Raw genomic sequence first — 18,840 nt, 5'->3', positions numbered from 1 at the left:
CGTTTTCTCATGGTCAATTACCGGTACCTCGGAAACAGCGGTCTCAAGGTCAGCGAGATCACCTACGGCAACTGGGTCACCCACGGCTCGCAGGTCGACGACTCGGCCGCCGTCGCCACGGTCCACGCGGCGCTCGACGCCGGCATCACCACGTTCGACACGGCTGACGTCTACGCCAACACGGCCGCCGAGGAGGTCCTCGGCAAGGCGCTCTCGGGCCAGCGCCGCGAATCCCTCGAGATCTTCACGAAGGTCTACTTCCCGACCGGCCCGCAGGGCCCCAACGACACCGGCCTCAGCCGCAAGCACATCTTCGAGTCCATCAACGGGTCGCTGAAGCGCCTCGGCACCGACTACGTCGACCTCTACCAGGCTCACCGCTTCGACTACGAGACGCCGCTCGAAGAGACGTTCCAGGCGTTCGCCGACGTCGTGCGCCAGGGCAAGGCGCTCTACATCGGCGTCTCGGAGTGGACTGCCGAGCAGCTGCGCGAGGGCCACGCACTCGCCAAGAGCTACGGCGTGCAGCTCATCTCGAACCAGCCCCAGTACTCGGCGCTGTGGCGCGTGATCGAGGGCAAGGTCGTGCCGGCGTCGGAGGAGCTCGGCATCTCGCAGATCGTGTGGTCGCCGATGGCGCAGGGTGTGCTGTCGGGCAAGTACCTGCCCGGTCAGCCGTTGCCGGAGGGCTCGCGCGCAACGGACGACAAGAGCGGCGCGCGCTTCATCCAGTCCTTCCTCCGCGATGAGGTGCTCGAGGCCGTCCAGCGGCTGAAGCCCGTCGCCGAGCAGGCGGGCCTGTCGATGCCGCAGCTCGCCATCGCGTGGGTGCTGCAGAACAAGAACGTCGCATCGGCGCTGGTGGGGGCATCCCGTCCCGAGCAGCTCGCCGAGACGGTGAAGGCCTCGGGCGTCGTGCTCGACGCCGACACCCTCGCGGCGATCGACTCCGCTCTCGGCGACGTCGTGTTCAGCGATCCCGAGGACACCTACACGGTCTCGCCGAAGACCCGTATCGTCTGACCCGTGATCACCAGCGCCGGCATCCTGCTGTACCGGATCGCGCCCGAACCCCAGGTGCTCATCGCGCACATGGGCGGGCCGTTCTGGGCGAGCAAGGACGCCGGCGCCTGGTCGATCCCCAAGGGGGAGTTCGCCGAAGGGGAGGAGGGCGCGTTGGATGCTGCGCGCCGCGAGTTCCGCGAGGAGCTCGGCATCGACCCGCCCGCGCCGCCCTACGCCGAGCTCGGCACTTTCGCCTACTCGTCGGGCAAGCGCGTGACGGTGTTCGTCGCCGACGGCACCGGGTTCTCGCTCGACGGCCTGGAGTTCGGCGAGTTCGAGCTGGAGTGGCCGCCGCGCTCCGGGAAGACGGCACGGTTCCCCGAGGTCGATCGCGCGGAGTGGACGGACCTCGATGTCGCACGCGAACGCCTGGTGAAGGGTCAGCGTCCGGCGATCGACGCGCTCGAGAAGCATCTGGCAGAGGCCGCCGCCGGCTGAGTCGCCTCTTCGCCGCGGCTATTTCCGCGAGAGAACAGCTGGCGGACGAGAGGGTGGTTGTTTCACTACCTCTCGTCCGCCAGGTGTTCTCTCGCGGGGGGTTGTGGGTGCGGCGCGCGCGGCGGAGACTGACCGGGTCCGACCTGAACGAGAGGGAGACCCATGGCTCACGGCGACATCACGCACATCGACATCCCCGTCAGCGACCTCGAGGATGGGGCCGCGTTCTACTCCGGGCTCTTCGGCTGGCAGATCGCCGAGGTGCCGGGCTTCGAGGGCTACCCCATGTGGCAGGCGCCGAACGGGATCTCCGGCGGCGGACTGGGCCTGCGCGAAGAGGGCTTCACGAACACGCGCTCATACGTCGAGGTGGACTCCATCGACGACACGGTGGCGAAGGCGACGGCGTCCGGTGGCAGCCTCGTGCGTGAGAAGTCCGAGATCACGCCGACGAGCTGGTGGGCGGTCATCGCCGACCCCGACGGCAACCAGATCGGGCTCTTCGAGGGGTCGATGCAGGGCTGACACCCGAACTCGGGTGTCACGACGCGCGGGATCGGTCAAACGGCTCCGCGTGTCGGGCCACCCGAGCGACCGCGGGCCGGTCAGCGCCCGTTCTTCGGGCGCGCCGAGACGTCGAGGCGGTCCTGCGCGCCCAGCGACGACCACGCACTCGCCGTGCCCTTGGCGGCGTGCTCCGAGGCGCGCACGGCGCGCTCGTCGGCCCACGCGTTGAGCACGTGGCCGGAGTGGCCGCGCACGTGCTCGAGCTCGACGTCGGGGAGGCCGGCGGCGCGGCGTGCGTCGCGCGCGGCGATGAGCTGCTCGAGGATGTCGACGTTCTTCGTCGGCGCGCCCGTCGAGGTCTTCCAGCCGCGGCGGCGGTGGCCGTCCATCCACTTCGTGTACGTGTCGATCGCGTACTTCGAGTCGGCCTGCACGACGAGGTTGGCGACGTCGGCGTGGTCCTCGATGGCCTTGAGCAGGCCCATCAGCTCACCGATGTTGTTGGTCCCTGAGGGGATCGCGCCCGCTGCCCAGTGCCCGTCCTCGCCGACCCAGGCCCACCCCGTCGGTCCAGGGTTGCCCTTGCAGGCTCCGTCGGTGGCAACGATGTAGCGGGTCGCGTCGGTCACCCGGGCAAGGCTACCCGGCCGCAGCGCCCTCGCCGCCCACCGCCGGCGGCGACCCTTCTTCCCCGGGCGCGTCGCGCCCTGCGCGCCACTCGGCCGCGAGCTGCGGCATCCGTTCCGCGAGATACCGGAGGAAGTCGGCGATCTCGTGCGCCCGCGCGGCCGAGGCGGGCGCCGAAGGATTCTCGTCGGCGATGCGATCGAGCGACGCCGCGAGGGTGCCGTACAGGGGCGCATTCGCTGCGATCATGCCCGACCATGAGTCCTCGGCGAGGTCGTAGCGGTCGCGGCGGTCGCCCGGGCGCGAGAGCCGGTGGATCAGCCGCATCGAGACGAGGTAGCGCACAGCCCCCGATACCGCCGCGGCGGACACCCCGAGGCGGTCGGCGAGGTCGGCGGCCGTGTAACCCTCGTCGGGCGAGCCGGCGAGGGCCATCATGACGCGCGCGGGCATGCGCGGCATTCCCACGGCCGTGAGCATGGCGGCCGCCTGCTCGGCCGCCTCGGTGCCCGGGTGCTCGTTCGTCATGTCGGCGCTATCCGGCTGACGCGAGCTCGCGCCGGCGCATGAGCGTCAGGGATGCCGCGGCACCGACGCCGACCGCCAGGAGCAGCCACCACATCCCGCGGACGTCGACCTCGCTTCCGCTCGGCACGGGCGCGACCGAGAACGGCGAGAGGTTCGTCACCCACTCGGGGAGCCCGAGAAGTGGTCCGAAGAGACCGAACACGATCGCGGCCGTGACGAGGGTCCATCCCAGCGGGATCGTCCAGCGCGGCGCGATCGTGAAGACGAGGGCGGTCAGGACGAGGAAGACGGATGCTGCGATCGCCTGGCCCCATGCGGCCACGAACGCATCGCCGGTCAGGGCGGCGCCGTTGTCGAGGCTCGCCGCACCCGCCCATGCACCGACGAACGCCGCCGCGCAGGTCAGGACGATGGCGATGAACCCCACGACGACGAAGTCGGCGAGCCACCGCACGCGCTGCACGGGCGTGGCGAGCACGGGCTCGGCGGTGCCGTGCGCCTCCTCCTGGCGGGCGCGGGCGACCGTTTGCACTCCCGCGCAGGCGGCGAGCAGCCCCACCATCGTGAAGAAGACGACGACGACCGCCTGCTCGAGGTCGGCTTCGGCCGAGAGCGCCCTGAGCATGTCGGCGACCGCGGGATTGTCCGAACCCATCTCGTTCACAACCGACCCGAGCGAGGTCGACAGCGCCCCCGCGAAGAACGCGCCCGCCATCCAGCCGATCGTGGAACCCGCCGCGAGCCGCGTGACGAGCGCTGTCGGCGTCGACAGTGTCGCGCCCGCGCCTGGGCGGCCCTGACGCTCGGGGATGATGCTCGCGTCGAGGTCGCGCACGGTCTGGAGGGCGAGCGCCGCCCCCGCGAGCCCGACGAACGCCCCGAGGCACAGGAAGGCGGGCCACCACAGGTTCTCGTCGAACGCGCGGGTGTTCTCGGCCCATCCGAACGGCGAGAGCCAGGTCAGCCACGAGCTCTCCATGTGGGTGAGGTCGTCGCTCGGGGTGCCGACGGCATTGCCGATGCCGGCGATGAAGTAAGTCACGACGAGCACCCACACCGCGAGGGAGTTCGCGCCGCGCGAGGTGCGCATGAGCTGCGCGGAGAGGAGCGCGACGCCCAGATACGCCAGCCCGCCGCACGCGGCGGTGAACCCGGCGAGCCAGGAGCCCTCGGCGGGCGAGCCCCCGCTGAGGAAGGCGGCGGCGACGAGCACACCAAGAACAAGGTTGGCGAGCACGCCGTGGACGATCGTCGCGACCGACGGCATGGTCCTTCCCGCCGTCGTGGCCGCGACGATCTCGAGGCGTCCGGCCTCCTCGTCGCCGCGCGTGTGACGCACCGCCAGGAACGTGCTCATGAACGCCGCCATCATCACGAGGAACGGCATGAGGAGGAAGACGACGAAGGACTGCTCGCCCGGGCCGGACGGCAGCCCGCGGAAAAGGAGGATCACCGGGTTGGCCATGACCGTGGCGAGGAGCGCCGTCCGCTCCTGCTCCGTGCCGTAGGTGCTCGTCGCGCCGGAGAGGCCTGCGAGTGCGAGCGCCATGGTGCCGGCGATCCACAGCGTCAGCTGCAGCCAGTCTCGACGCAGGCGCTGAGCGAGCAGCGTTGCGAGACGGCTCATCGCCCGTTCCTCTCCAGCACCGCCAGATCGTCGCCGTAGTGGCGCAGGAAGAGCTCCTCGAGCGACGGCGGTGCGACCCGGAGCCCCGCGACGCCGAGGCGCGAGAGCTCGGGGAGCACTCCGGAGACCTGATCGCTGTCGACCGTGAAACGAACGCGGCCGTCTTCGACGAGGGCGTCGTGCGCCGCCGCGAGCGCGGCGACGGGTGTGGCATCCGTCCCCTCGTACGAGACCTCGGTGCGGGTGAGATGACGCATGTCGGCGAGGGTGCCGCTCTCGACGACGCGCCCCGCGCGGATGATCGAGACCCGGTCGCACAGCTGCTCGACCTCCGACAGGATGTGGCTCGACAGCAGCACGGTGGCGCCCGCGGCGTGCACGCGCGCGACCTCACGGCGGAACATGACGTCCATGAGCGGGTCGAGGCCGCTCGTCGGCTCGTCGAGGATGTACAGATCTGCCGGCACCGCGAAGGCGGCGATCAGTGCGACCTTCTGCCGATTGCCCTTCGAGTAGGCGCGGCCCTTCTTGCGGGGGTCGAACTGGAACGCCTCCATCAGGCGCGCCTTCTCGTCGGCGTACGCCTTGTCGTGCCGCGAAGCGCCGCGCAGGCGCGCGAGCAGGTCGATCGCCTCACCACCCGACAGATTCGGCCACACGCTGACGTCGCCGGGGATGTACGCGACGCGCCGGTGGATCTTGACGGCGTCGCGCCAGGGCTGAAGCCCGAAGACGGATGCTTCGCCCCCGGTCTTGCGGGCGAGCCCGAGCAGGATCCGGATCGTGGTGGACTTGCCGGCGCCGTTGGGGCCGAGGAAGCCGTGCACCTGACCCTCGTCGACAGCGAGGTCGAGTCCGTCCAGGGCGTGGACGCGACCGTAGTGCTTCGTGAGACCGCTCGTGCGGATGACTGTGGTCATGGCGCAGACGCTACGCCGATTTCACAAATTGCTGAATGTTCCTCACGCTTTCCTCACGGCCGTAGCCGGGATACGGTCGCGCCATGGCCGCCGGCATCGTCACCACCGACTCCACCCCCTTCCGTGCGACCCTCGACCATCGCTCGGCGGCCGTGCGCGAGATCGCCCTGGCAGCGCGCCGGCTGATCTTCGACGTGCTGCCGCAGACCGTCGAGGTCGTGTGGCCCGCGCAGCGCAGCTCCGGCTACGGCACGGGGCCGAAGAAGAACTCCGAGCAGTTCGCGTGGATCCTCGCCCACGTCGCGCACGTCGCGCTCGCGTTCCCGTACGGCGCGGAGCTCGATGACCCCGCTGGGCTCCTGGGCGGCACCGGCGCCAGGGTGCGCAACGTGCGCCTCGCCTCGCTCGAGGACGTCGCCCGGCCCGAGCTGCGGGCACTGCTGGAGCACGCGATCGGGCACCGCGTGCCGCCGCCGGCAGCCGAAGTCACGGTGGCGGATTGAGGCCGAGCCTCGACCGGATCAGCTGGTGAACTCGATCAGGTCGAGACAGAAATCGCGGCCCTCGGTTTCGAATCGACCTTTGCTGTCTCCTCCCAGGAACTCGAGGAATTCGCGGTTCTCGTCGACGAGGATCGTCGCGAAGGTGCGGCCGACGTCGGTGAAGACCCGCTCGCCCGCATCGTCGTAGTACTTGGTCGGACCGGTGAACAGCACGGTGACGGTGAACGTGCCATCGCCGTTGTCGACCACTTCGTGGTCTTTCTCCAGTCCCTGCCATACGGAGCTGAAGGACTTCCCGGTCTCGACGTTGGTCCACGAGAGCTCGATGTGCACGCTGCTCTGCTCGTACAAGACGCCGCCTCGCGTCAGTCCGCGGAAGTTGCCGTGCGAGTTCTCCTCGAAGAGGACGTCGAACGGGACGATCTCGTTGCCCGCCTCGTCGAGGCAGAAGTCGTCGTGCTCCTCCTGTTCGATATGACTGTCGGTGACGGTCCAGTGGTCGATCTCGGGGCGCGCCGCCGAGGCGGACGTCGTGCCGATGATGAGAAGGGCCCCCGCGATCGCGGCGATGGCGGCCGCTGCGCGCATGTGCTTCATTGCGTCTCCTTCGTTCAGCGCCCCGATGCTGCGGAGGGTATACCCGCCGATTCCGCGCCGATATCGGGTGAACTCCCTACGGAGACGGCTTTGTATACGAATACCAGCCCGTTCCCCCCTCGGAGTGCGATTCCGGCGTGTTTGTGTATACACTGGCCGAGGCGTCGAACGAGGAGGTGATGCGGATGCGTGCCAGTGACCGCGCGTACGCGACCCTCCTCGACGAGATCCAGTCCGGCGTCCTGCGGCCCGGAGCCGTGCTCGGCGAGGTCGAGCAAGCCGCCCGCCTGGGCGTCAGCCGCACGCCGCTGCGCGAAGCGCTCGGCCGGCTCGCCGCCGACGGGCTCGTCGCACAGCAGTCGCCGCGCGTCACCGTGGTCACCGCGATCGATGCCGACGACATCCGCGAGATCTTCGAGGTGCGCCGCGCCCTCGAGGAGTCCGCCGCGCGGCTCGCCGCAGAGCGCGGGGATGCCGCCGCCTTCGCCGACCTCGCGCGCGAGTTCGCGCGAGTCGACCTCGACGGCGGCGCGGCGGGCACCGACGGGCGAGACGCCTACTACGCCCTCATCGCGGACTTCGACTTCGCGCTCGACGCCGCCGTCGCGAACGACTACCTGACCGCCGCGCTGCGCACGGTGCGCACCCATCTCGTCAGGGTGCGGCGACTCGCGCGCGACAATCCCGCTCGGCTCGCAGCATCCGTCGCCGAACACCGCCTCATCGCGGCGGCGATCTCGGCGCGTGACGCGGATCTCGCCGCCCACGCGACGCACGTGCACCTGCACAACGCCCTCCGCAGCATCCTCGAGTCGCTCACCGCGGCAGCTCCCGTGAACTCTCCCGCGCTCGACCTGAAAGGCCAGCCATGACTGTCATCCACCACCTCCGTGTCCACCGCAGCGACGAGAACCTCGCTCGCGAAGGACAGCTCGCGTGGCATATCGCCGAGGTCGCCGCCGACCCCGTCGAGGTCGAGCCCGAGGTCGTCGACATGATCATCAACCGCGTGATCGACAACGCGGCCGTGGCCGCAGCATCCCTCACCCGTGCTCCCGTGAGCGCCGCCCGTCAGCAGGCTCTCGACCACGCCGTGTCGGTCGGCGGCTCGGGCGCCACGGTGTTCGGCTGCGCGCTGGACCGCAAGACGAGCCCGGAGTGGGCGGCGTGGGCGAACGGCGTCGCGGTGCGCGAGCTCGACTACCACGACACGTTCCTCGCGGCCGACTATTCGCACCCGGGCGACAACATCCCGCCGATCGTCGCGGTCGCCCAGCACGTCGGCGCCGACGGACACGCGCTCGTGCGGGGCCTCGCGACCGGGTACGAGATCCAGATCGACCTGGTGCGGGCGATCAGCCTGCACAAGCACAAGATCGACCACGTCGCGCACCTCGGCCCGTCGGCCGCTGCCGGCATCGGCACCCTGCTCGGACTCGACGTCGAGACCATCTACCAGGCCGTCGGCCAGGCGCTTCACACCACGACGGCTACGCGCCAGTCGCGCAAGGGCGAGATCTCGACGTGGAAGGCCCATGCCCCCGCGTTCGCCGGCAAGCTCGCCGTCGAGGCCGTCGACCGCGCGATGCGCGGGGAGACGTCGCCGAGTCCGATCTACGAGGGCGAGGACGGCGTGATCGCGTGGCTGCTGGACGGACCGGACGCCTCGTACGAGGTGCCGCTGCCGGGCGCGGGGGAGTCCAAGCGCGGCATCCTCGACTCGTACACGAAGGAGCACTCGGCCGAGTACCAGGCGCAGGCGTGGATCGACCTCGCGCGCAAGCTCCACGGCGAGCACCCGGAGCTCGCCGACCCGGCGAACGTGGAGGCGATCGTGCTGCACACGTCGCACCACACGCACTACGTGATCGGCTCGGGCGCGAACGACCCGCAGAAGTACGACCCGACCGCGTCGCGCGAGACGCTCGACCACTCGATCCCCTACATCTTCGCCGTCGCGCTGCAGGACGGCGGCTGGCACCACGTCGACTCCTACCTGCCGGCGCGGGCCGCGCGTGAAGACACGGTCGCGCTGTGGCAGAAGATCACCACCGCCGAAGACGAGGAGTGGACGCGCCGCTACCACTCGGAGGACCCGGACGAGAAGGCGTTCGGCGGTCGCGTCGAGATCCGCCTCACGAACGGCGAGACCATCGTGGACGAGATCGCCGTCGCCGACGCGCACCCGCTCGGTGCGCGGCCGTTCGCCCGCGAGGACTACGTGCGCAAGTTCCGGCTGCTGGCCGAGCCGGTGCTCTCGGCCGACGAGATCGAGCGCTTCCTCGGGCTCGCCGAGCGTCTGCCCGAGCTCACCGCCGAAGAGGTGCAGCAGCTCACGATCGTCGCCGACTTCGGCGTGCTGGCCGGTGCCCCGGCGCCCAAGGGGCTGTTCTGATGCTGTCCGCGGGCTCCCAGACTTCGCAGAATCGCGCGGGTTTCGCAGCGGTTCGCCCGATGGCTGCGAAGTTCGACGGATGCTGCGAACTCTGTGAAGGACGGAGTGTCTGATGCTGTACTCCACCGTGCCCGCGCACGAGAAGCGGCGGCTGTTCCGCGAGCGGCTCGCGTCCGGTGAGCTGCTGCGGTTCCCCGGGGCGTTCAATCCACTGAGCGCCCGCCTCATCGAGCGCAAGGGGTTCGAGGGCGTCTACATCTCGGGCGCCGTGCTCAGCGCCGACCTGGGCCTGCCCGACATCGGGCTCACCACGCTCACCGAGGTCGCGGCGCGGGGCCAGCAGATCGCGCGCATGACCGACCTCCCCGCGATCATCGACGCCGACACCGGCTTCGGCGAGCCGATGAACGTCGCCCGCACGATCCAGACGCTCGAGGACGCGGGCCTTGCCGGCACGCACATCGAGGATCAGATCAACCCCAAGCGGTGCGGCCACCTCGACGGCAAGGCAGTGGTGGACGAGGACACCGCGATCAAGCGCATCCGGGCGGCAGCCGACGCGCGCCGCGACCCGAACTTCCTCATCATGGCGCGCACCGACATCCGCGCCGTGGAGGGGATGGATGCCGCGATCGACCGTGCCAATGCGCTCGTCGACGCCGGGGCGGACGCGATCTTCCCCGAGGCGATGCGCACGCTCGAGGAGTTCGCCGCGATCCGGGCCGCCGTGGACGTGCCGATCCTCGCCAACATGACCGAGTTCGGGAAGTCGGAGCTGTTCTCCGTCGAGCAGCTCCGGAGCGTCGGCGTCAACATCGTGATCTGGCCGGTCTCGCTCCTGCGGATCGCGATGGGCGCAGCATCCCGCGCTCTCGATACGCTCATCGACGAAGGACACCTCACGTCCAGGCTCGGCGAGATGCAGCACCGCGCCGACCTCTACGACCTCATCGACTACGAGCAGTACAACCACTTCGACCAGGACGTCTTCAACTTCCAGATCCAGCGCTGAGTCACTGACCCGAAGGAGCAGTCATGACCGAACCCGACATCAAGAAGGGCCTCGCCGGCGTCGTCGTGGACTACACGGCGGTCTCGAAGGTCAACCCCGAGACGAACTCGCTGCTGTATCGGGGCTACCCGGTGCAGGAGCTCGCCGCGACGCAGTCGTTCGAGGCCGTCGCCTACCTGCTGTGGCACGGCGAACTCCCGACCGACGTGCAACTCGCGCAGCTGCGCGCGACCGAGCGTGCGTACCGACACCTCCCCGCCGATGTGCGTGCCGCGATCGACCTCGTACCGATCGACGCGCACCCGATGGACGAGGTGCGCACCGCGGTGAGCCTCATCGGAGCGCGCGACCTCGCCGGCACCGGCTCGGTGCTCGACGTGGCCGGGAGCGAGGACGAGAACCTGGCGCGCAGCGTGCGTCTGTTCGCCGTGCTCCCCGCGATCGTCGCCTACGGGCAGCGCCGGCGCCGCGGCCTGCAGCCGGTCGCTCCGCGCGACGACCTCGATTACGCCGCGAACTTCCTCTGGATGACGTTCGACGAGACCGCCGACGATGTCGTGGTCGACGCGTTCAACCGCTCGATGATCCTGTACGCGGAGCACTCGTTCAACGCTTCAACGTTCACCGCCCGGGTCGTGACGTCGACGCTCAGCGACCTCTACTCGGCGGTCGTCGCGGCGATCGGCGCGCTCAAGGGCCCGCTGCACGGCGGCGCCAACGAGGCCGTGCTGCACATCTTCGACGAGATCGGCACCGCCGAGAACGTCGGGCCGTGGCTCGACCAGGCGCTCGCCGAGAAGCGCAAGATCATGGGCTTCGGCCATCGCGTGTACAAGAAGGGCGACTCGCGTGTTCCGACGATGAAGGCGGCTCTCGACACGCTCGTCGAGCATTACGACCGCCCCGAGGTCGCCGCGCTCTACGACACGCTCGAGAGCGAGTTCGTGAGCCGCAAGGGCATCTACCCGAACCTCGATTACCCGTCCGGTCCGGCGTACAACCTCATCGGGTTCGACACACTCACCTTCACGCCGCTGTTCGTGGCGGCCCGCGTCACCGGCTGGACGGCGCACATCATGGAGCAGCTCGCCTCGAACGCGCTCATCCGCCCGCTGTCGGAGTACAACGGCCCGGACGAGCGTCACATCGACGGCTATGTTCCGGATGCTGCGCACCAGGCCGCCGCCGACCGTGAAGAGGAAGCCGCGGGGTGAGGCAATGAGCCTCTGGTTCGGCGACGTCGCCGGCATCGACCTGTCGGCGATGGCGCCGGGCACGCTCATCGAGAACCTCGGCATCGAGATCGTCGCGATCCGCGACGATGCGCTGGTGGGACGAATGCCGGTGGACCACCGCTCCGTGCAGCCCGCGGGCGTGCTCCACGGCGGGGCGTCGGTGGCGCTCGCCGAGACGCTCGCGTCGTGGGCCGGCTACCTCGCCGTGGACCGCGAACGGTTCCACGTCGTGGGCATGGAGATCAACGCCAACCACCTGCGCCCGATCTCCTCGGGCTGGGTCATCGGCACGGTGATGCCGATCAACGTCGGACGCCGCGTGCACGTGTGGGAGATCCGGATCGCCGACGAGGCCGGCCGGCTCGTGTGCGTCTCGCGGTGCACCTTGGCGGTCATCGAGCAGCGCAGCACGTACGCAACGCCCGACGATCGGGCCTGAAACGGATGCCGCGGCCCCCCGCGAGCGGCCGCAACATCCGCTTCCCGCCCGCGACCGGCGCGTGGCGCCGATGGCCGGGCCGCAGCATCCGTCATCGGCGCACGGTGATGGGCCGGTCGTCGGTCCGCTCGAGGACGAAGTAGAAGGCGCTGCCGCGATCGTCGGTGTCGCGGCCGGTCATGACGCCGACCACGGCGTCGGGGCTCAGCCGCACGAAGTGGTCGATGATCGGCTGGCCGTCGTAGATCATCGACGCCGTGGCGACGCCGTCGTACGTGACGGTGCGCAGCGTCGCGCCGCCGCGGGCGAGGCGCTCGTCGGCGAAGAGTTCGCCGTCGTCGGTCGCGCACACGATGGGCGAGACGTCGTCGTCGGAGCGGAACAGCTTGCCGTACCAGCGGCTGCGCTCGAGCAGTCGTCCGGCGCGGTGGTCGCGGGTGGCGGCCCATCCGCGCCACAGTCCGCGCAGCTCCGCGGTCCGGACCGGGGGGAGCGAGCGCCAGAGCGCCGTGAGGTCGTCGTCGGGCACACCGTCGCGGAGCCGGTCGACCAGAGGGCGGACGGATGCTGCGGCCGCAGCATCCGTCACCACCTCCATCTCGAGCACGGGCTTGACGACGCGTCCCGCGCGGGCGTCGGCGATGGCGGCCTGCGCGTCGGCGAAGGCGTACGTGCCGACGAGCCGCTCGACCGGGAGCCGCCCGACGCGCCACAGCGCCGCGAGCAGCGGCACGTCGCGGGTGAGGTCGGCATCGCCCTCGATCACGCCGGTGAGTGTGCGGCCCCACAGCAGGCGCGACTGCGACACGGTCACCGGATTGGCGCCCGGCTTGAGCGCGACCGTCGTGACGACGCCGCGGGGCGCGACGGCGGCGAGGGCGGCATCGATCGACGACTGGATGCCGACGGTGTCGAGCACGTGGCTGAACACGGCTGCCGGACGCGGGGCCGCAAGGTCGTCGGGGGAGAGCGCCTCGGTCGCGCCGACCTCGAGGGCGAGGGTGCGGCGCGCCGCGACCGGGTCGCTTACGACGATGCGCGTGACGCCCCGGTGCGCGGCGGCCATGACGGCCGCGAGTCCGGTGGTGCCCGCGCCCAGCACGAGCAGCGCGTCGCGGGGTTCGGGGCGCAGCACGTTGAGGACGGTGCCCGCTCCGGTGAGGATGCCGCAGCCCAGCGTCGCGGCCACCGCCCAGGGCACGTCGTCGCCGATCGGCACCACGCTCGACTCGGGCACGACGATGCGGGTCGCCCACGAGGACTGGGCCATCCATCCCGTGGTGACGCGCTCGCCGCCCTCGATGGCCGCGTCGGAGCGCGGTGCATAGTTGAGCTCGGCGAAGCGGTCGCAGTACGCGGAGTGCCCGTCGCGGCACGGGTCGCACGCACCGCACGACCCGAAGCCGAGCACGACCCGGTCGCCGGGTTTCACGCGCGTCACCTCTGCGCCGACGGCTTCGACGATGCCCGCACCCTCGTGCCCGAAGACGGCGGGGAAGCGGTCGCCGGCACCGCCGTCGATGCCGAACAGGTCGGTCGGGCACACGCCGGACGCCATCACCCGGACGACGAGCTCGAGCGGCCCGGGGGAGCGCAGGGCGACGTCCGTGAGCGCGACGGATCCGCCGCGCTCACGGACGAGCGCGGCCACAGCAGCTGTCATGGCCTATGCGAGGGTCAGCTCGCGGTCGGCCGCGCGCAGCGCGACCTTGTTGACCTTGCCCCCGGCGTTGCGGGGGAGCGCGGGCACGACGACCAGCGCCGTGGGCTGCTTGAACCGCGCGAGCTTGTCGCTGAGCCACGCCTGCAGCTCCTCGACGGTCAACTCCTCGCCGGGCGCCAGCGCGACCGCTGCGACCGGCACCTCGCCCCACCGCTCGTCAGTTCGGCCGTAGATCGCGGCGTCGAGGATCTTGGGGTGGGCGAACAGCACGTTCTCGACCTCGGCGCAGTAGATGTTCTCGCCGCCCGAGATGATCATGTCCTTCTTGCGGTCGACGACCCACACGAAGCCCTCGTCGTCCTGGCGGACCAGATCGCCGGAGTGGAACCAGCCGCCCTCGAACGCCTCGGCGGTCTCGGCGGGCTTGCGCCAGTAGCCCTTCATGAGCGTCGGTCCGCGGTACACGATCTCGCCGACCTCGCCGGGTGCGACGTCGTTCATGACTTCGTCCACGACGCGGTACTGGATCGTCGGGATCGGCTTGCCGACCGATCCGAGCTTGCGGAGGGAGTCCTCGCCGCGGAGCACGCAGGTGATCGGCGAAAGCTCGGTCTGGCCGAAGACGGCGACATTCGTCGCGTGCGGGAACGTGTCGGCCATCGCGTGCAGCAGCGTGTCGGAGGCCGGTGCGGCGCCCCAGCTGATGATGCGCAGGTGCAGGTCGCGCTCGGGGATCGACGGGTCGTCGCAGATCACCTGCCATTGCTGCGGCACGTTGAAGACGATCGTCGCCTTCTCGCGCTCCCAGGCGTCGAGGAGCTCGGTGGCGTTGAACGCGCCGAGCGGGTGGATCACCGTCGGGATGCCGAGGATGAAGTTCGGCGCGATCGACCCGAGACCTGCGATGTGGAAGAGCGGCGCCGTCATGAAGGAGATGTCGCTCTCGTCGACGACGTTGTTGGCGCGGATGCACGTGATCGACTGCGCGTACAGGTTGATGTGGTCGAGCATCGCGCCCTTCGGGCGGCCGGTCGTGCCCGAGGTGTACATGATGAGCGCCGTCGTGTCTTCGCTGATGTCGGGTGCCTCGAAGCCTTCGGAGTGTTCCGCGGCGAGATCGGCCCACGACTCCTGGCCCTCGCCGGCCTCGCCGATCACGATGACCTTCTTGATGCGATCGGTGATCTGGGCGACGGCGCCCACGAGCGGAGCGAGCGGGCCCTCGACGATGAGCACGTCCGCGTCGGCGTCGTCGACGATGTACGCGATCTCGGGGGGCGTGAGGCGGATGTTGATCGGCACGGCGATCGCGCCGATGCGATTGATGCCGAATACCGAGATCACGACCTCGGGCCGGTTCAGCGTGAGCAGCAGCACGCGGTCGCCGGCGGCGACGCCGCGGCGCGCGAGGGCCGCCGCGAACGCGTCGGTGAGGTCTCGCGTCTCGCGCCATGTGGTCGTGGCGCCGAGGAAGCGGAAGGCCGCAGCATCCGGCTTCATTTCGGCGTGCGTGGCGATCTGGTTCATCCAGTGGTTGCGCCGCGCGGCGGCGGGGATCGCGGTGGGAGCGGAGTCGTTCATCGGGTGGCCTCTCGTCACGTCGTCGTCAACGGATGCCGCGACCCTGCGGCACCTGTGGCTCGTGTCGAGTATGCCAGGCGTGGCGGCGGTTGTCACGACTTTTGTTAACGAGAATTCACATGAATCGCCGCTGTGGAAGTGAACAGCGCCTCGCGTCCCAGGCCGGAGTCCGAGGCCGCGAGTAGGCTGTCCGCATGCCCGCTGCCGCGCCTGCCGCCTCTCGTACCAGGCCGCGGGATCGCAAGCGCCGCATCGAGGAGGCCGCCGCCCTCGCCTTCGCGCAGAACGGCTATCACGCCGTCGCCATGCAGGACATTGCTGCGGCCGTCGGCATCTCGGCTCCCGCCCTGTACCGGCACTTCCCGAACAAGTACGCACTGTTCGTGCAGACGGCGTTCACCATCGCGCACCGCCTCATCGAAGACACCGATGCGGCCGCCGCGCTTCCGCTCGCCTCGCCCGACGAGGGGCGCGCTGCCCTCGACGCTCTGGTCGACGCGGTCATCGCGACCACGATCGAGCTCCGCGCGACCGGGGGCATCTACCGGTGGGAGGGCCGCTACCTCGAGCCCGACGACCGCGAGCTGCTCACGTCCGAGTTCCGCCTGCTCCGCCGGCGGTTCGAGGCCGCGCACGCCGCCTACCGCCCCGAGGTCGATGAGGCCGACCGGCGGCTGCTCGTACTCGGCGCGCTGAGCGTGGTCGCGAGCATCACGGCGCACCGCACGGTCGTCGGTGCCAAGGCACTGCGCACGCTGCTGGCGGGCGCCGCATGGCGTGCACTGGACGGCTCGATTCCGGCTCCCGATGCGGTGACGGGGACGGATGCTGCGCCCCCGCGTGCCCCCGAAGACGAACCCGCCTCCGACCAGGGTCGCCGGGCGCGCCTCATCGACGCCGCGATCAGGCAGTTCGCGGCGCGCGGCTACAACGAGGTGACCATCGAGGACGTCGCGGTCGAGGTGGACCTCACGCCGTCGGGCGTCTACCGCCACTTCGATGGCAAGTCCGCTTTGCTCCTCGCCGCGTGCGAACGGGCGGCGGTCGAGCTCGAGCGCGCGGCACTGCACGCGCGGGAGTCGGCGTCGTCACCCGAGGACGCGCTGCAGCGACTTTGCCGCGCGTACGTCGACCACACCTTCACGCACCTCGCGCTGATGCGCATCTACTTCTCGGAGATCGGCAACCTCGCGCCCGACGAGCAGCGGCGCCTGCGCGCCATGCAGCGCGCGCACATCGCCGACTGGGCGGCGCTGCTGCAGGCTGTGCGTCCGGAACTCGGCGGGCGCGAGGCATCCGTCCTCGTCCATGCCGGACTGGGCGTCGTCACCGACCAGGCGCCGCTGCTCACGCTGCGGGATGACGCCGCCGCGGCGCGGCTGACGTGCCTGGTCGAGATCGTCCTCGGCATCGACGCGCGCTGACTGCGCGGGTCAGCGCGCCTTGCCGTGGAGCATCGGGATCATGCGCTCGACCAGGTGCATGTCTTTGGGCGAGCGCTCGAGCGTCAGCAGGTTGAGCGCCGCCTTGCGGGTCTGCCGGGCGATCGACTTGGGCACGCTGAACTCGCGGAGGCCGTCGGCGCCGTGGATGCGGCCGAAGCCGGATCCCTTCACGCCGCCGAACGGCAGGGCCCCGATCGCGGCGAAGCCGAGCACGGAGTTGATGGTCACGACGCCGGCGCGCAGTTGAGCCGCGATGCGCTCGCCCTTCTTCGCGTCACGCGTGAACACGGCGGCGCCGAGGCCGTACTCGGTCGCGTTCGCGCGGGCGACGGCCTCGCCGAGGTCGGCGACGGCGTTGATGACGACGGTCGGCCCGAACGTCTCGCGCTGCACGGCATCGGAGTCCTCGGGGACGTCGACGAGGACGATGGGCGACACGGTGCGGTCGGCCACCGACTCGGGGCCGCCGAAGACCGCCCTGCCGCCGCGGGCGAGGGCGTCGTCGACGTGCGCGGCGACGACGTCGGTCTGGGTCGCGAGGGTCATCGGCCCGTAGGTCGGGGCGTCGCCGGTCACGACGATGCGCTTCGCGCGCTCGACGACCTTGTCGACGAGCGCGTCGCGCACGCGCTGCTCGACGTAGACGCGCTCGACGCCGACGCACGTCTGGCCCGCGTTGCCGAGCGCGCCGAACGCGATGAAGTCGGCAGCGGCGTCGAGGTCGGCGTCTGTCGCGACGATGAGCGCGTCCTTGCCGCCGCACTCGGCGACCAGCGGGGTGAGGGTCTCGGAGCACGCGGCCATGACCTTCTTCGCGCTGGCGGTCGAGCCGGTGAACGCGACCTTGTCGACACCGGAGCGCACCAGGTCCGCGCCGGTGGCGCGGCCGCCCGTCACGACCTGCAGCACCGGCCGGTCGCACACCTCGCGCCACTTGTCGGCGACCCACACGGCGGTGCCGGGTGTCAGCTCGCTGGGCTTGAAGACGACGGCGTTGCCCGCCGCGAGCGCATACGAGATCGAGCCCATGGGAGTGTAGAACGGGTAGTTCCACGGGCCGATGACGCCGACCACGCCGTAGGGCACGTAGCCCAGCGTCGCGTGCTGGTTGTAGTTGACAAAGCCGGCCTTCACCTTGCGGCGCTTGAGCACGGGTTCGGCGTTCTTCGCCGCCCAGTCGAGGTGGCCGAGCGTGAGCATCACCTCGAGCAGCGCGTCGCCGTCGGGCTTGCCCGTCTCGCGCGCGATCGTCGCAGCGAGCGCCTTCGCGTCGCGCGCGATGGCCGCCTTGAACGCGATCAGCACGCGCCGGCGCTCGCCGAAAGCGAGGCCCGCCCACCATGCCCCCGCTTCGCGGGCGCGGTCGACGGTGCGCCGCACGTCGTCGGCGGAGGCCACCGGGTACGACGCGATCGGACTGCCGTCGCGCGGGTCGGTGGTGGTGAGGACGGACGTGCTGTCGTCGTGCAGAAGGGTCATGTCGGGTCGTTTCCATCTCGTCGCCGAGACTCGTCGTTGAGGGCGGAAAGTGAATGGCGATTCACAGTATCGCCGCGGTGGTCATGCCGCAAGGGCTCCCGCCTACATTTTCGAATCCTGGTTAGAATGTGAGGAACGAGAGGGGGCAGGGTGTCGCAGAGCAGCGAGGACGGCGCGACGGCGAAATCGCAGCGCACGCGTCAGCGCATCCTCGACGCCGCGGCCCAGGTGCTCAGCCGCAAGGGGTACGCCGGCACCCGGCTGACCGACGTCGCCGACGTGGCAGGCGTCCAGGCCCCGGCGATCTACTACTACTTCGGCTCGCGCGACGACCTCGTCGAAGAGGTCATGTGGGCGGGCGCGCACCGCGTGCGGCTCCACGTCGAGGAAGTCATCGCCGGCATGCCCTCCGAAGCGACCCCGATGGACCGCATCCTCGCGGGCGTCGACGCGCACCTGCGCTACGAACTGCAGATCTCGGACTACACGACGGCTTCGGTGCGCAACGCCGGGCAGGTGCCCGAGCACCTGCGCGTGCGCCCCGCTGCGGAGGAGGCGGCCTACAGCCGCATCTGGCGCGACCTGTTCCACGCCGCGCAGGACGCCGGTCAGCTCCGCGCCGACCTCGACATCAACATCTTCCGCCTGCTGCTCCTCGGCTCGATGAACTGGGCCGTGGAGTGGTGGAACCCCCGCACCCGCAGCCTCGACGACCTCGTCCGCCAGACCCAGGACCTCGTCCGCCACGGCGCCGGCGCCTGACCCGCAACCCCCGTCGA

The 18,840-nt window shown here is 70.4% G+C and carries 19 protein-coding genes; 11 read left to right on the top strand and 8 right to left on the bottom strand.

Features of this window, described 5'->3' with window-relative positions; translation table 11 throughout:
* Positions 1-9 precede the first annotated feature (9 nt).
* From ACVN90_RS18630 to ACVN90_RS18620, 3 genes are all read left to right on the top strand, one after another.
* Positions 10-1,023: an aldo/keto reductase family protein gene (locus ACVN90_RS18630; RefSeq protein ID WP_475099689.1), complete on the top strand. Its 1,014-nt coding sequence runs from the start codon at positions 10-12 to the stop codon at positions 1,021-1,023.
* A 3-nt stretch (positions 1,024-1,026) separates the two neighbouring features.
* Positions 1,027-1,503 carry an NUDIX hydrolase gene (locus ACVN90_RS18625; protein ID WP_475099688.1) on the top strand — a complete coding sequence of 159 codons (477 nt, stop codon included), beginning with the start codon at positions 1,027-1,029 and terminating at the stop codon, positions 1,501-1,503.
* 162 nt (positions 1,504-1,665) lie between these two features.
* Entirely contained in the window at positions 1,666-2,028 is a 363-nt protein-coding gene (locus ACVN90_RS18620; RefSeq protein ID WP_475099687.1) for a VOC family protein, read from the top strand.
* Positions 2,029-2,108: 80 nt separating this feature from the next.
* On the opposite strand, the gene ACVN90_RS18615 is transcribed toward ACVN90_RS18620, so the two are convergent.
* Genes ACVN90_RS18615 through ACVN90_RS18600 form a run of 4 tightly spaced genes read right to left on the bottom strand, consistent with a single transcriptional unit; the run spans position 2,109 to position 5,712 of the window.
* Positions 2,109-2,639 carry a ribonuclease H family protein gene (locus ACVN90_RS18615; RefSeq protein ID WP_475099686.1) on the bottom strand — a complete coding sequence of 177 codons (531 nt, stop codon included), beginning with the start codon at positions 2,637-2,639 and terminating at the stop codon, positions 2,109-2,111.
* Positions 2,640-2,649: 10 nt separating this feature from the next.
* A complete protein-coding gene (locus ACVN90_RS18610) occupies positions 2,650-3,165 on the bottom strand; it encodes a GbsR/MarR family transcriptional regulator (protein WP_475099685.1) in 516 nt (171 codons plus the stop codon).
* A 7-nt stretch (positions 3,166-3,172) separates the two neighbouring features.
* Entirely contained in the window at positions 3,173-4,792 is a 1,620-nt protein-coding gene (locus ACVN90_RS18605; RefSeq protein WP_475099684.1) for an ABC transporter permease, read from the bottom strand.
* The gene (locus ACVN90_RS18600) at positions 4,789-5,712 is read right to left on the bottom strand and encodes an ABC transporter ATP-binding protein (RefSeq protein ID WP_475099683.1); all 924 of its coding nucleotides are present in this window, start codon (positions 5,710-5,712) and stop codon (positions 4,789-4,791) included. Before ACVN90_RS18600 ends, ACVN90_RS18605 begins: the two co-directional genes overlap by 4 nt.
* A gap of 83 nt (positions 5,713-5,795) precedes the next feature.
* Here ACVN90_RS18600 and ACVN90_RS18595 point away from each other — a divergent pair, with 83 nt between their 5' ends.
* Positions 5,796-6,215: a DUF1801 domain-containing protein gene (locus tag ACVN90_RS18595; RefSeq protein ID WP_475099682.1), complete on the top strand. Its 420-nt coding sequence runs from the start codon at positions 5,796-5,798 to the stop codon at positions 6,213-6,215.
* A gap of 18 nt (positions 6,216-6,233) precedes the next feature.
* On the opposite strand, the gene ACVN90_RS18590 is transcribed toward ACVN90_RS18595, so the two are convergent.
* Complete coding sequence (locus ACVN90_RS18590) at positions 6,234-6,812, bottom strand: hypothetical protein (RefSeq protein WP_475099681.1); 579 nt, start codon at positions 6,810-6,812, stop codon at positions 6,234-6,236.
* Positions 6,813-6,997: 185 nt separating this feature from the next.
* Between ACVN90_RS18590 and ACVN90_RS18585 the strand changes: the two genes are divergently transcribed.
* The 5 genes from ACVN90_RS18585 (at position 6,998) to ACVN90_RS18565 (ending at position 11,893) form a co-directional block, all read left to right on the top strand.
* Entirely contained in the window at positions 6,998-7,684 is a 687-nt protein-coding gene (locus ACVN90_RS18585; RefSeq protein WP_475099680.1) for a GntR family transcriptional regulator, read from the top strand.
* Positions 7,681-9,207 (top strand): MmgE/PrpD family protein, encoded by a 1,527-nt coding sequence (locus tag ACVN90_RS18580; RefSeq protein ID WP_475099679.1) that lies wholly within the window; start codon positions 7,681-7,683, stop codon positions 9,205-9,207. Before ACVN90_RS18585 ends, ACVN90_RS18580 begins: the two co-directional genes overlap by 4 nt.
* A 112-nt stretch (positions 9,208-9,319) precedes the next feature.
* A complete protein-coding gene (prpB, locus tag ACVN90_RS18575; protein WP_475099678.1) occupies positions 9,320-10,219 on the top strand; it encodes a methylisocitrate lyase in 900 nt (299 codons plus the stop codon).
* Between the two features lie 23 nt (positions 10,220-10,242).
* Positions 10,243-11,433: a bifunctional 2-methylcitrate synthase/citrate synthase gene (locus tag ACVN90_RS18570; protein WP_475099677.1), complete on the top strand. Its 1,191-nt coding sequence runs from the start codon at positions 10,243-10,245 to the stop codon at positions 11,431-11,433.
* A gap of 4 nt (positions 11,434-11,437) precedes the next feature.
* Positions 11,438-11,893 carry a hotdog fold thioesterase gene (locus ACVN90_RS18565; RefSeq protein WP_475099676.1) on the top strand — a complete coding sequence of 152 codons (456 nt, stop codon included), beginning with the start codon at positions 11,438-11,440 and terminating at the stop codon, positions 11,891-11,893.
* A gap of 91 nt (positions 11,894-11,984) precedes the next feature.
* Here the strand turns inward: ACVN90_RS18565 and ACVN90_RS18560 are convergent, their stop codons facing one another.
* Both ACVN90_RS18560 and ACVN90_RS18555 read right to left on the bottom strand, forming a co-directional pair.
* On the bottom strand, positions 11,985-13,556 hold the full coding sequence (locus tag ACVN90_RS18560) for an alcohol dehydrogenase catalytic domain-containing protein (RefSeq protein WP_475099675.1): 1,572 nt from the start codon (positions 13,554-13,556) through the stop codon (positions 11,985-11,987).
* Between the two features lie 3 nt (positions 13,557-13,559).
* Entirely contained in the window at positions 13,560-15,137 is a 1,578-nt protein-coding gene (locus tag ACVN90_RS18555) for a long-chain-fatty-acid--CoA ligase (protein ID WP_475099674.1), read from the bottom strand.
* Positions 15,138-15,331: 194 nt separating this feature from the next.
* Between ACVN90_RS18555 and ACVN90_RS18550 the strand changes: the two genes are divergently transcribed.
* A complete protein-coding gene (locus ACVN90_RS18550) occupies positions 15,332-16,561 on the top strand; it encodes a TetR/AcrR family transcriptional regulator (RefSeq protein WP_475099673.1) in 1,230 nt (409 codons plus the stop codon).
* 9 nt (positions 16,562-16,570) lie between these two features.
* Here the strand turns inward: ACVN90_RS18550 and ACVN90_RS18545 are convergent, their stop codons facing one another.
* The gene (locus tag ACVN90_RS18545; protein WP_475099672.1) at positions 16,571-18,061 is read right to left on the bottom strand and encodes an aldehyde dehydrogenase family protein; all 1,491 of its coding nucleotides are present in this window, start codon (positions 18,059-18,061) and stop codon (positions 16,571-16,573) included.
* Positions 18,062-18,211: 150 nt separating this feature from the next.
* On the opposite strand from ACVN90_RS18545, the gene ACVN90_RS18540 reads away from it, so the two are divergent.
* Complete coding sequence (locus ACVN90_RS18540; protein ID WP_475099671.1) at positions 18,212-18,823, top strand: TetR/AcrR family transcriptional regulator; 612 nt, start codon at positions 18,212-18,214, stop codon at positions 18,821-18,823.
* The last annotated feature ends 17 nt before the right edge of the window (positions 18,824-18,840 follow it).

The sequence above is a fragment of the Microbacterium sp. F01 genome, from assembly GCF_056156365.1.
Note: the sequence above shows the minus strand (reverse complement) of the source record. Positions and strands in the feature narration are given on the sequence as shown.